This window comes from Paraburkholderia podalyriae (assembly GCF_014397785.1).
In the GTDB taxonomy this organism is placed as follows: Bacteria; Pseudomonadota; Gammaproteobacteria; order Burkholderiales; family Burkholderiaceae; genus Paraburkholderia; species Paraburkholderia podalyriae.
Map to the genome: position 1 here is coordinate 126,314 of NZ_VZQQ01000019.1, position 11,503 is coordinate 137,816.

The 11,503-nt window shown below is 63.6% G+C and carries 13 protein-coding genes; 7 read left to right on the plus strand and 6 right to left on the minus strand.

Annotated features, from left to right (window positions below):
- Positions 1–184: 184 nt before the first annotated feature.
- Positions 185–607 (plus strand): hypothetical protein, encoded by a 423-nt coding sequence (locus F6X42_RS22800; protein ID WP_013089291.1) that lies wholly within the window; start codon positions 185–187, stop codon positions 605–607.
- Positions 608–702: 95 nt separating this feature from the next.
- Here F6X42_RS22800 and F6X42_RS22805 read toward each other — a convergent pair whose 3' ends face one another.
- The gene (locus tag F6X42_RS22805) at positions 703–1,530 is read right to left on the minus strand and encodes a nodulation factor ABC transporter permease subunit NodJ (protein ID WP_187636360.1); all 828 of its coding nucleotides are present in this window, start codon (positions 1,528–1,530) and stop codon (positions 703–705) included.
- Between the two features lie 19 nt (positions 1,531–1,549).
- Complete coding sequence (gene nodI, locus F6X42_RS22810) at positions 1,550–2,464, minus strand: nodulation factor ABC transporter ATP-binding protein NodI (RefSeq protein WP_187636361.1); 915 nt, start codon at positions 2,462–2,464, stop codon at positions 1,550–1,552.
- Between the two features lie 435 nt (positions 2,465–2,899).
- Between nodI and F6X42_RS22815 the strand changes: the two genes are divergently transcribed.
- Positions 2,900–3,367 (plus strand): universal stress protein, encoded by a 468-nt coding sequence (locus F6X42_RS22815; RefSeq protein ID WP_187636362.1) that lies wholly within the window; start codon positions 2,900–2,902, stop codon positions 3,365–3,367.
- A gap of 117 nt (positions 3,368–3,484) precedes the next feature.
- Here F6X42_RS22815 and F6X42_RS22820 read toward each other — a convergent pair whose 3' ends face one another.
- The 3 genes from F6X42_RS22820 to lexA form a co-directional block, all read right to left on the minus strand.
- Positions 3,485–4,102 (minus strand): DUF2939 domain-containing protein, encoded by a 618-nt coding sequence (locus F6X42_RS22820; RefSeq protein WP_187636363.1) that lies wholly within the window; start codon positions 4,100–4,102, stop codon positions 3,485–3,487.
- 119 nt (positions 4,103–4,221) lie between these two features.
- The gene (locus F6X42_RS22825; RefSeq protein ID WP_187636364.1) at positions 4,222–4,566 is read right to left on the minus strand and encodes a hypothetical protein; all 345 of its coding nucleotides are present in this window, start codon (positions 4,564–4,566) and stop codon (positions 4,222–4,224) included.
- Between the two features lie 102 nt (positions 4,567–4,668).
- The gene (lexA, locus tag F6X42_RS22830; RefSeq protein WP_187636365.1) at positions 4,669–5,319 is read right to left on the minus strand and encodes a transcriptional repressor LexA; all 651 of its coding nucleotides are present in this window, start codon (positions 5,317–5,319) and stop codon (positions 4,669–4,671) included.
- 312 nt (positions 5,320–5,631) lie between these two features.
- On the opposite strand from lexA, the gene F6X42_RS22835 reads away from it, so the two are divergent.
- The 5 genes from F6X42_RS22835 to F6X42_RS22855 all read left to right on the plus strand — a co-directional run bounded on the left by F6X42_RS22835 (position 5,632) and on the right by F6X42_RS22855 (position 10,728).
- A complete protein-coding gene (locus F6X42_RS22835) occupies positions 5,632–6,678 on the plus strand; it encodes a sulfate ABC transporter substrate-binding protein (protein ID WP_187636366.1) in 1,047 nt (348 codons plus the stop codon).
- Positions 6,679–6,839: 161 nt separating this feature from the next.
- Positions 6,840–7,736: a sulfate ABC transporter permease subunit CysT gene (gene cysT / locus F6X42_RS22840; RefSeq protein WP_187636367.1), complete on the plus strand. Its 897-nt coding sequence runs from the start codon at positions 6,840–6,842 to the stop codon at positions 7,734–7,736.
- Complete coding sequence (gene cysW, locus F6X42_RS22845) at positions 7,733–8,740, plus strand: sulfate ABC transporter permease subunit CysW (protein ID WP_187636368.1); 1,008 nt, start codon at positions 7,733–7,735, stop codon at positions 8,738–8,740. Before cysT ends, cysW begins: the two co-directional genes overlap by 4 nt.
- Complete coding sequence (locus F6X42_RS22850; protein WP_187636369.1) at positions 8,741–9,805, plus strand: sulfate/molybdate ABC transporter ATP-binding protein; 1,065 nt, start codon at positions 8,741–8,743, stop codon at positions 9,803–9,805.
- Positions 9,802–10,728 carry a CysB family HTH-type transcriptional regulator gene (locus F6X42_RS22855; RefSeq protein WP_187636370.1) on the plus strand — a complete coding sequence of 309 codons (927 nt, stop codon included), beginning with the start codon at positions 9,802–9,804 and terminating at the stop codon, positions 10,726–10,728. Before F6X42_RS22850 ends, F6X42_RS22855 begins: the two co-directional genes overlap by 4 nt.
- A 145-nt stretch (positions 10,729–10,873) precedes the next feature.
- Here F6X42_RS22855 and F6X42_RS22860 read toward each other — a convergent pair.
- Positions 10,874–11,503: YadA family autotransporter adhesin (locus F6X42_RS22860; RefSeq protein WP_187636371.1), on the minus strand; the 630-nt coding region annotated here is incomplete at its 5' end.

Consider the following 11,503-nt stretch of genomic DNA (forward strand, 5'->3'; position numbering starts at 1 on the left):
TGTTTCCTGACGTTTCGCGCAGCAATCAGGCGCAACGTAGAACAATGACAGTCGAACCGCGGACATGCCGCGCAGGCGCGATGCTGCAACGCACACAAGCGGCACCAGATGGACCCAAAAATAAGCGCGGCGCGCCGTCCCAATGGCGGGTCGCCCACAACAGAGCGATAGGACCAATACATCCATGGCGCAACAGAAAACCAATCCAAAACTTGAGCAGGCGCTCACGCGCGGTGATCTGGCGATCCGTCAGGCAAATTCGGCGAGAGCGACCGCGTTGTTGCGGGCGCTCGCCAAGATGATCGTCGATGCGTCGGCAACCATCGGCGTGGAGGCTTTCACGCTGATTCACGACGGCGACAAGATCTACGATCCCGCCGATGGTCTGTGGCCGCAGGCGCTGCTGATCTCGCTCGACGGCCCGGTCGAGGACGCCGATCCCGACGAATTGCGCACGGTGCGGCTGATCGCGGATGATCCGGCCACCGTGTTCCGGGTCGAATGGCAGCGCGCCGACGGCAAGATCGGGCGTCACGAGGGCGGCCCGTTCGCGACGGTCGCGTTCATCTCCGACGTCGACATTCCGTGGACCGATGACGAGGACTAACCGCGCGCGCCGATAGCAGGCACGCATAGCGACGACTGACGCGGCACCGCCTCGCTCGGGTGCATGCACGATGTGCCGCCCCGCGCGTGAGTTTTTTACTTCATCATCCGGCGCCGAAACAGGATCGCCGACACGATGAACCCGCCGATCGCATAAGCGGCCAGCACGCTCAGATGCAGCGCGGCGTGCTCCATCGGCCGGCCGAGCATCGCGGGGCGCATCAGATCGACCGCATTGGCGAGCGGCAGAGCCGCGGTCACGGCTTGCGCGGCGCCAGGCAGTTGCGAGATCGGAAAGAACACGCCGGAGAGCAGCAGCATCGGCGTGAGGACGAGCGTCTGATAGAACATGAAAAAGTCGTATGACGGCGCGAGCGCCGTCACGATCATCGCGAGGCTCGCGAACGCGAGTCCGGCCAGCACGATGATCGGCAGCGCGAGCAGCATCGACGGAAAACTCGCGTAGCCGAGCGCGCCCGCCACCAGCATGATCGCCGCACCCGACAACACCGATTTGCTCGCGGCCCACACCACCTCGCCGAGCACGATATCGCCGAGCGAGAGCGGCGTATGCATGATCGCTTCCCACGTGCGCTGTACGTGCATGCGCGAAAAGCCCGAATACATCGACTCGAAACTCGCCGACATCATCACGCTCGACGGCACGGTGCCCGCCGCGAGGAACGAGATATACGACACGCCGTCGACGTGCCCGACCATCAGCCCGAGCCCGAGGCCGAGACCGAACAGATAGATCATCGGATCGGCGAGGTTGCCGAACATCGACGCGAGCGCGAGCTTCTTCCACACCAGATAGTTGCGGCGCCACACCGCGGCCCAGTTCGTGGCGTTGGCGGGGAACGCGCCGAACGGCTGCTGTGCCGATGGCGTGCCGTCGTGGGTTTCGTAAGTGCGTGCGTCCATCAGTTGTCTCGTTGCGTAATCAGTCCTGCATCTCGCGTCCCGTGAGCCGCAAAAATACGTCCTCGAGATTCGCTGGCCGATGCAGATAGCGCAAATCAGCGCGCTGCTTGAGCCGCATATGCACGGGCTGCGCGTCGTTCACGTAACAGAACAGTGTCTCACCGCTGATCTCGGTGCGCTCGGCGAGCGGCGCGAGTTCTTCGCGCAGCGCAAACGGATCGGGACCGTAGATCTCGATCACGTCGCAGCCGATCTCGGATTCGATCAACTCGCGCGGCGCGCCTTCGGCGATCTTGCGTCCTTCCTCGATCACGCACAGTCGATGACAAAGCCGTTCGGCTTCTTCCATGAAGTGCGTGGTCAGCAGGATGGTTTTGCCGCGCGCGAGCAGCGAGCGCAGCCGCTCCCAGATCAGATGGCGTGCTTGCGGATCGAGTCCGGTGGTCGGCTCGTCCATGATCAGCACGTCGGGATCGTTGATCAGCGCACGCGCGAGCGTGAGGCGCCGCTTCATGCCACCCGATAGTTCGCTCACGCGCGCGTCGGCCTTGTTCTCGAGGCGTGCGAATTCGAGCAGACCGGGCACCGCCGCGCGACACTGCGCAGCGGTGAGACCGAAGTAGCGGCCGAACACGAGCAGATTTTCGCGCACCGTGAAATCGGGATCGAGGTTGTCGAACTGCGGCACCACGCCGACGCGCGAGCGCGCGATGCGCGCGCGGCCCGGGATCGGCTCGCCGCATAGGCGGATCGCGCCGGCGTCGGGCGCCGCGATGCCGAGGAGCATGCGCAGTGTCGTGGTCTTGCCGGCACCATTGGGGCCGAGCAGCCCGAAGCATTCGCCGGCGTTCACATGAAACGACAAGCCGTCGACGACCGTTTTTTCGCCGTAGCTTTTCCTGACCTGATGGAATTCGATGGGGGCGGCGGGCATGGGTCGGGCGAGGCTCCTGAAGAAGACACAACGTACTCGCAAGACACACAACATACCTGCGACGCCCGCATTGTGCACGCGAAGCGGCTTATTCCAGGGTTTCGGTTCGCTATTGCGGGCGGGCCTCCGGGAACGGGTAATGCATGCGGCAGGTTGCGGTGTATTGAGCCGGCTGGCACCGCCCGGCGCCACTGTTTACCGTTTGTGACGCTACCGGCACGCGAAACGGCCGGCTGCGAGCGGCCGCAACGTTCGCGTACGAAGTTTTGCGTTGCGGCATCCGTGGGCAAACGCTGCATCGAATTGCCCAACGCTTGTGCGCACGTGCTCAGCATGCACCGACTATGCACTTAGCGTTTTCCATCCCTTGCAAGCCGATTTGCGGCGCACCATGATTGAATCAGACAGCGCTTTCCGCGCGAATGGAGAAACCTGATGGCGAGCTACCAGAAAATCCTGCTGTGCTACGACGGCTCGCGCGAAGGCCGCAAAGCCCTGCGTTGCGGTGCCGATCTGGCGCTGGAGCTGAAGGCGGAAACGCACCTACTGTCGGTCGTCGACATGCGTTCGAGCATTGCGCAAAGCGCGGGCTTGTTGACGGACGTAGCCTGCGGCAGCTTCGAAAAAACGGCCCGCGAGATTCTGCAGGAGGGGGTGAACTGGCTGACCGAGCGCGGCGTAAGCGCACAAGGGCATTTCGCGTTCGGTCATCCGATCGACGAGATCGCCAACCTTGCCAACGAATTGCAGGTCGATCTCGTGGTGGTCGGCCATCGCTGCCGGACCGGTCTGTCGCGTTGGTGGATGGGGGCGGGCAACACGCCGCTGCTCGACAGGGTGACGTGCAGCATCCTGGTGGCGTGCTCGTCCGGGCAGGACCAGCAGCAGGCGGCTGCGGCGTAATACGCTAGTTAGCGGCGCGAAGCCATTCGCGCCGTCTTGTAGCCCAGACGTGAACATCCCCGTCACGTGGCTGGCCTCGACGACCAGCCACGCATTCCTTCTGGCCAGGCTTCAACCTCACTCGTTCAGGTTGATCGCGGCGAGCTTCCATGTGACCAGACCTTCGCGACGGAAGATCGCCGAGTAGTTCGCATTGCCTTCGCCACGCCGGTACGTGATAACAAATTCGTTGAGACTACGATAGCCGGCCGTGCTTTGACGCCCCGGTGGCGGCGCACTTGCCTGATTGGTGGTGTTGCCCGCGGCTGGTGCGGCCGGCGCTTCGCCGCTCGCGGCTGGCGGCGCGGACGGTTGCTCGCCCGGCATGCCGCGTGGCGGCATGCCGTTCAGCAGCGCCGCGACGCCGTCGGGTGTTGCATAGGCATCGACGAGCGGGCCGATCAACGTCACGCCGATCACCGCGCCAATCGTGGCCAGCTTGTTGCCGGCGTCCGCTTCGAGCCGGCGTGTCAGCATGGCGCCCACCTGCTGCTTCAGGCTATCGCGTAGCGCGGGAAAGTCCACGTACTGATTGACGGTTTGCACGTCTCGCGCATCTGCCGCGCGTTTGAGATTGTTCACCGCGATATACGGTGACGCATAGATAAACCCCAGCGCGCCAATCACGATCACCACGATCAGCGTGATCAGCAGCGGCCGGGTGGCGCTGCCCTGTATGCGTTTCGGAATTGTCATCGATTGGGACTCCACGTTAGTGATCATCTAACGTCGACCGCGGCGAGGTCGAAACGATCCCATCCCACGCGAAACTCTGAACTTCAGAAGTGGGTATCGCATGCGTGCTCAGGATTCGCTCAGGCTTCGAACACCGCGCCGTGCACGTTGGCTTCGTCGGCTATGCAACGATCGATCATACGGCATACGGCGTCGACCGTGCCGACCATGATCAGTCGCGACGATCCATGGTAGACCCGCACCGGTGCGCGACGCGCGGGCTCGGCGATGTTCAGCGCCGAATTCAGCGACACGCGAGCGAACGCCGGCAACGACGACGGCAGACCGGAAGCATCGGCAGGCACGTCGAACAGCGACGGCGTGCGCGCCGCGGGCGCCTCGGTCAGCGCGCAGGGCGTGAGCTTGCGCAGATGGCGCAGACGGCCGAACTGGCGAAAAGGCAGCAGGCGGGCAAGGCGTTCCATGAGTCTCTCCTGGCGATACAGCGTAGATGCGGGCGTAAATGCGGGCGTAAATGCGGCTTGGGTTGGACAAGCCGGCGCAAGCGTTGCTGCGACAGCGAAAGATCAGAACTCGCTTGGGCGAATGAGCCCGACCGCGATCCCTTCGAGCGCGAAATCGGCGCTGCCGCTTTCCACGAAGATGTTGTCGTAATCGGGGTTTTCGGCGATCAGCTCGATGCCGTTCGGCCGGCGCTTCAGACGCTTGACCGTCACGTCGTCGCCGAGCCGCGCAATGATGATCTGGCCGTCCTTCGCTTCGCTGCGCTTTTGCACTGCGAGCAGGTCGCCGTCGAGAATGCCGGCGTCGCGCATAGACAGGCCGCGCACTTTCAGCAGGTAATCGGGTTTGCTCGAGAACAGCACCGGGTCGCACGCGTAGTGCTGCGAGATATGTTCCTGCGCGAGGATCGGGCTACCCGCCGCGACCCGGCCTATTAGCGGCAGCGACAACTGCATCAGGCCCGCATGCGGCAGCGTGAACTGGTGTGGCGCGTCCTCTTGCCCGGACAGCAGGCGGATGCCGCGCGACGCGCCAGCCGCGAGTTCGATCACCCCCTTGCGCGCCAGCGCGCGCAGATGCTCTTCCGCGGAATTGGCCGAGCTGAAACCGAGTTCGGCGGCGATTTCCGCGCGAGTGGGCGGAAAGCCGGTGCGTTCGATCGCGCGGCGGATCAGATCGAAAACCTGCTGCTGTCGTGCGGTGAGTTTTGTCATGGCCACTGTATGTATGAACAGGTGACTGTATTTTTATACAGTATCCGGCGCATTTCAAGCTTTACTTTAAGTTCGGCCGGAGGGGCGCGTTCGGACGTCGTTTATCGGCCACATCGCGTCGTTTCCGGTGCGTCAACAGCCGTCGCATCTGCCGTTACCACTTTTGAGTATTAAAAAATGAAGAAACATTATTTTTAATGATGAAAGCCCTTCGATAGACTGGCCTCCGGATTGGCGCTCATGTGCACGTGACCGCGACGCAGAACAACACCAGACGCTTGGCAGCGGACCATCACACGGAGAAAAATCGAGATGAACTATCGGCACACGGGGCTTGCGGCTCGAACCAGAAAACTGATCACGGCGCTCGCCGTCGGCGCGGCGGGCGCGCTGGGCATGGTGGGCGCAAGCGGCATCGCGCACGCCGACACGACACTGCTGAACGTGTCCTACGATCCGACGCGCGAGCTGTATCAGGACATCAACCAGGCATTCGGCAAGGAATGGAAGGCCAGCAGCGGCGAAGCCGTCACCTTCAGGCAGTCGCACGGCGGCTCGGGCGCGCAGGCTCGCTCGGTGCTCGATGGTCTGCAGGCCGACGTCGTGACGCTCGCGCTCGCTTATGACATCGACGCGCTCGCGAACAAGGGGCTCGTCGACAGGAACTGGCAGAAGCGTTTGCCGGACAACGCGTCGCCGTACACCTCGACGATCGTGTTTCTCGTGCGCAAGGGCAACCCGAAGCACATCAAGGATTGGGACGATCTGGTGAAGCCGGGCGTGTCGATCGTGACGCCGAATCCGAAGACCTCGGGCGGCGCGCGCTGGAACTATCTGGCGGCGTGGGCCTACGCCGAGCATCAACCGGGCGGCAACGATCGGAAGGCCAGGGAGTTCGTCGGCAAGCTGTACAGGAACGCCGGCGTGCTCGATTCGGGCGCGCGGGGCGCGACGACGAGCTTCGTGCAGCGCGGTATCGGCGACGTGCTGATCGCGTGGGAAAACGAGGCGTTCCTGTCGCTGAAGGAGTTCGGTCCGGACAAGTTCGAGATCGTCGTGCCGTCGGTGAGCATCCTCGCGGAGCCGCCGGTCGCGGTGGTCGACAAGGTCGTCGACAGGCACGGCACGCGCAAGCTCGCCGAGGCGTATCTGAACTTCCTGTATAGCGAGCAGGGCCAGGAGATCGCCGCGCGCAATTTCTATCGTCCGCGTTCGAACAAGGTGCCGGCCGATCTGACCGCGAAGTTCCCGAAGCTGAAGCTGTACACGATCGACGATTCGTTCGGCGGCTGGACCAACGCGCAGAAGACTCATTTCGCGGACGGCGGCGTGTTCGATTCGATTTATCAGCCGCAGTAAAAACCGCCGCCTGCATCAAAGGCAGAGGTGAAAGGGCGCGCCCAATGGGCGCGCTTTCGGCTAACCGGAGGCCGTGGCCAGCAATACCGCAGTTCGATAACGACACAACGAGACAGCAACACGACAACCGCGCGAGCATCAACCATGAACGAGTATCCAGCATGACCACGTTGACCTTCCGCAAGCCGAGCGCCTTGCCCGGCTTTGGCCTGACACTCGGCATCACGGTGGCTTATCTGAGCCTCGTGGTGCTGATTCCGTTGGCGGCGACCTTTCTGAAAACCGCGACGCTCGACTGGGATCAGTTCGTGCGCGCAGTCACGTCGCCGCGCGTGCTCGCGTCGTATCGGCTGACGTTTTTCTCGGCACTCGGCGGCGCGTTGATCAACGCGGTGTTCGGCTTTCTCGTCGCGTGGGTGCTGGTGCGCTACAAGTTTGCGTTCAAGCGCATCGTCGATGCGGTCGTCGATCTGCCGTTCGCGCTGCCCACCTCGGTCGCGGGCATAGCGCTCGCGGCCGTGTATGCGGGCAACGGCTGGGTCGGCCAGTTGCTCGCGCCGCTCGGTATCAAGATCGCGTTCACGCCGGTCGGCGTGCTGGTCGCGCTGACGTTCATCGGCCTGCCGTTCGTCGTGCGCACGGTGCAGCCGGTGCTCGAGGAGTTCGAGCGCGAGCAGGAGGAAGCGGCCGCGTGCCTCGGCGCGTCGCGCTGGCTCACGTTTCGCCGCGTCGTGCTGCCGGCCGTGTTCCCGGCGTTGCTGACCGGCTTCGCGCTCGCGTTCGCGCGCGCGCTCGGCGAATACGGCTCGGTGATCTTCATCGCCGGCAACGTGCCGATGAAGTCGGAGATCACGTCGCTGCTGATCATCACGAAGCTCGAGCAATACGACTATGCGGGCGCGACGGCACTCGCGGTCGTGATGCTGGTCGTCTCGTTCCTGATGCTGCTGTTCATCAACACGCTGCAGTGGTATCTGCAGCGGCGCACGAGCCGCGGCAACGCGGCCCCGGCGCCGGTGGCCACGAACGTCGCCGCAATCGGTGGAGGTGTGCAATGAGCCGCGTTCCGACGAATCCGGCGAGCGCCGAGCGCCGCCCCGATCCGGTCAGCGAGCCGCCCGTCGTGCGCTGGCTGCTGATCGGCCTGGCGCTGCTGTTTCTCGCGCTGTTTCTGGTCGTGCCGCTCGTCGCGGTGTTCTATCAGGCGCTGAGCAAGGGGCTGCGTTTTTACTTCGAATCGCTTGTCGATCCGGACGCGCTGTCGGCCATCAGGTTGACGCTGATCACCGCGGCGATCGCGGTGCCGCTGAACCTCGGGTTCGGCCTCGCGGCGTCGTGGTGTATCGCGAAGTTCGAATTCCGCAGCAAGGCACTCCTGACCACGCTGATCGATCTGCCGTTTTCGGTGTCGCCGGTGATCTCCGGTCTGATCTACGTGCTGATGTTCGGCGCGCAGGGCTGGTTCGGCCCGTGGCTCGAAGATCACAACGTGCAGATCATCTTCGCGGTACCGGGCATCGTGCTCGCGACGATCTTCGTTACGTTCCCGTTCGTCGCGCGCGAGCTGATTCCGCTGATGCAGGCGCAGGGCAACGACGAGGAAGAAGCCGCCCACGTGCTCGGCGCATCGGGCTGGCAGACGTTTCGCCGCGTCACGCTGCCGAACGTCAAATGGGGTCTGCTGTACGGCGTGATCCTTTGCAATGCGCGCGCGATGGGCGAGTTCGGCGCGGTGTCGGTCGTGTCGGGCCACATTCGCGGACAGACCGACACGATGCCACTGCACGTCGAGATTCTCTACAACGAATACAACTTCTCGGCCGCGTTCGCCGTTGCCTCGGTGCTCGCGCTGCTGGCGCTGGTCACGTTGGGGCTGAAGCTGTTGGCCGAGCGTCATATGTCGGCGGAACTGTCGGCGGCGCGCGAAGTGCCTGCGTATGCGGGGCTCGTGTCGCCGTCCGGCGCTTCGCAGGCCAATAGCGCGCAGTCCGCTTCGCATTCGTTTTTCGTCTACGCCACGCCTGCGTCGCAGCGACATCCGCTCAAGCAAGGAGAGCTGTAAATGGGTATCACCGTTCGTAACCTGCAAAAGCGCTTCGGCGATTTCGTCGCGCTCGACAACGTGTCGCTCGACTTTCCACCGGGCGAACTCGTCGCGCTGCTCGGGCCGTCGGGTTGCGGCAAGACGACACTGTTGCGCGTGATCGCCGGCCTCGAATACGCGGACGGCGGCCAGGTCGAGCTGCAAGGTCAGGACGTCGCGGCGGTCGGCGCGCGCGAGCGCGAGGTAGGCTTCGTGTTCCAGCATTACGCGCTGTTCCGTCATATGACGGTGTTCGAGAACGTTGCGTTCGGTCTGCGCGTGAAGCCGCGCAAGGAACGTCCGTCGGAGAAGGTGATTCGCGAGAAGGTGCATGAGCTGCTGAAGCTCGTGCAGCTCGACTGGCTCGCGCAACGCTATCCGTCGGAGCTGTCCGGCGGCCAGCGACAGCGCATCGCGCTCGCGCGTGCGTTGGCTGTGGAGCCGAAAGTGCTGTTGCTCGACGAGCCGTTCGGCGCACTCGACGCGAAGGTGCGCAAGGAACTGCGCAGCTGGTTGCGTCGCCTGCACGACGATCTGCATATCTCGACTATCTTCGTCACTCACGATCAGGAAGAAGCGCTCGAAGTGGCCGATCGCATCGTCGTGCTCAATCGGGGGCATGTCGAGCAGGTGGGGAGCCCGCAGGACGTGTACGACCATCCGCAGACACCGTTCGTCTATGAGTTTCTCGGCGCGGCGAACCGTTTGCACGGCAGCGTCGATGCGCAAGGCTTCGTCGTCGATGGCGCTGCGCTGCCGGTCGCGATTGCCGCCGGTTTCAGCGGTCCTGCGTTCGCCTATGTGCGGCCGCACGATCTGCAGTTGTATCCGCAGGCAGCCGGGCATCGCGAGGGCATCGTCGTCGACGTGCGGCGCGTGGTGACGCTCGGCGGCTCGGTGCGCGTCGAGCTCGGGGGCCGTGAGGGCAACCTGCTCGAAGCCGAACTCGATCGCGAAACGTGGCGTGATCTGCAACTGACAATAGGCGATGGCGTGACGGCAGTGCCGCGCGCATTGCGCGTTTTTCCGGAGACAAATCGATGAATTTCCAGCAGTTGCGCTTCGTGCGCGAGGCCGTGCGCCAGAACATGAATCTGACCGAGGTGGCGAACGTGCTGTACACGTCGCAATCGGGCGTATCGAAGCAGATCAAGGACCTCGAGGACGAACTCGGGGTCGATATTTTCATCCGCCGCGGCAAGCGTCTGACGGGCCTCACCGAGCCGGGCAAGGCGGTGCATCAGCTGATCGAGCGGATGCTGCTCGATGCGGAGAATCTGCGCCGCGTCGCGCGTCAGTACGCGGATCAGGACAGCGGTCATCTCGTCGTCGCGACCACCCACACGCAGGCGCGCTACGCGCTGCCGAAGGTGGTCCGGCAATTCACGAAGGTGTTCCCGAAAGTGCATCTGGCGCTGCGCCAGGGCAGCCCGCAGCAGATCGCGCAGATGATCATCAACGGCGAGGCGGATATCGGCATCTCGACCGAAGCGCTCGACCGTTTTCCCGACATCGTCACGTTCCCGTGCTATTCGTGGCATCACGTCGTGGTGGTGCCGAAGGATCATCCGCTCGTCGGCCGAGCGAATCTGACGCTCGACGAGATCGCCGAATTCCCGATCGTCACCTACGACCAGGACTTCACCGGCCGCTCGCATATCGATCAGGCGTTCGCAAAAGCGGGCGCATTGCCCGACGTCGTGCTGACCGCGATCGACGCCGACGTGATCAAGACCTACGTCGAACTCGGCATGGGCATCGGCGTGGTCGCTGCGATGGCCTACGATCCGAAGCGCGACACCGAACTCGTCGCGCTCGACACGCAGCATCTCTTCGAGGCGAGCACGACCCGCGTCGGCCTGCGCAAGGGGGCATTCCTGCGCGCGTACGCGTATCGGTTGATCGAGATGTTCGCGCCGCAGTTGAGCGAGGCGGACATTGCGGCGCAGTTGCGTGAGGCGGCTTAGAGCCGCGAGCAGCTTAGGGTAGGACTTGCACCCGCAGGATGGGCGCAAAAAAAAGAGTCCTGCTGTGCCCGGCAAGACTCTCTCTAAACACCCGCTATACAGCTATTGGACTAACGGACCTTCCGCTTTTTACGTGACATGGCTATTAGAACTCGTAGCCAACCTGCGCACGTGCGCCAGCGTCACCAGTCGACGTGACCGACACCGCAGCGTTGACGAGCCACTTATTATTCCGTGAGCGGTACGTAGCTCCTACTGCTGCGGCGCTGCCGCCCTTATAGGTCGCCCCACCCGCAGCGACGATCGTCTTGCCCGGGCCCGACGGCGTCATGTTCGGCATTGCCATCGCTGCTGCGATCCCTGCGTAGGCGTTCTTCGCGACGTCGTTGATCGCCTGGTTGGTCGCGTTGATACGCTGATCGGTGTAGTTGTTGGCCTGCTGAACGCCTTGTGCGACCGAGCTGTTCATCTGACCGACATTGACTGCATCCGTGTCCACCGTACCCGCTGCGACGTTGGTGATCTGGCGTTCGTGACCCACTGAACCCACCGACACCGAGTTATCGCGATCCGTCACCGAGCCCTGACCCAACGCCACCGAGTTCGCATTGCCAGCCTGCGAGCCGGTGCCGATCGCCGTCGAGTTGCCGCCGGTTGCCGCCGCATTTGAGCCCACTGCCACCGCGTTGTCTGCTGTTGCACTGGCGTTTGCCCCGGCCACGGTGCTGCCCACACCGGTACCCGGCGTCGCCGCATTGGCCACTGCGTCATTGTT

Coding starts and splice junctions, on each gene's coding strand:
- F6X42_RS22800 (WP_013089291.1), top strand. CDS start 185: ATGGCGCAACAGAAAACCAATCCAAAACTTGAGCAGGCGCTCACGCGC.
- F6X42_RS22805 (WP_187636360.1), bottom strand. CDS start 1,530: ATGGACGCACGCACTTACGAAACCCACGACGGCACGCCATCGGCACAG.
- nodI (WP_187636361.1), bottom strand. CDS start 2,464: ATGCCCGCCGCCCCCATCGAATTCCATCAGGTCAGGAAAAGCTACGGC.
- F6X42_RS22815 (WP_187636362.1), top strand. CDS start 2,900: ATGGCGAGCTACCAGAAAATCCTGCTGTGCTACGACGGCTCGCGCGAA.
- F6X42_RS22820 (WP_187636363.1), bottom strand. CDS start 4,102: ATGACAATTCCGAAACGCATACAGGGCAGCGCCACCCGGCCGCTGCTG.
- F6X42_RS22825 (WP_187636364.1), bottom strand. CDS start 4,566: ATGGAACGCCTTGCCCGCCTGCTGCCTTTTCGCCAGTTCGGCCGTCTG.
- lexA (WP_187636365.1), bottom strand. CDS start 5,319: ATGACAAAACTCACCGCACGACAGCAGCAGGTTTTCGATCTGATCCGC.
- F6X42_RS22835 (WP_187636366.1), top strand. CDS start 5,632: ATGAACTATCGGCACACGGGGCTTGCGGCTCGAACCAGAAAACTGATC.
- cysT (WP_187636367.1), top strand. CDS start 6,840: ATGACCACGTTGACCTTCCGCAAGCCGAGCGCCTTGCCCGGCTTTGGC.
- cysW (WP_187636368.1), top strand. CDS start 7,733: ATGAGCCGCGTTCCGACGAATCCGGCGAGCGCCGAGCGCCGCCCCGAT.
- F6X42_RS22850 (WP_187636369.1), top strand. CDS start 8,741: ATGGGTATCACCGTTCGTAACCTGCAAAAGCGCTTCGGCGATTTCGTC.
- F6X42_RS22855 (WP_187636370.1), top strand. CDS start 9,802: ATGAATTTCCAGCAGTTGCGCTTCGTGCGCGAGGCCGTGCGCCAGAAC.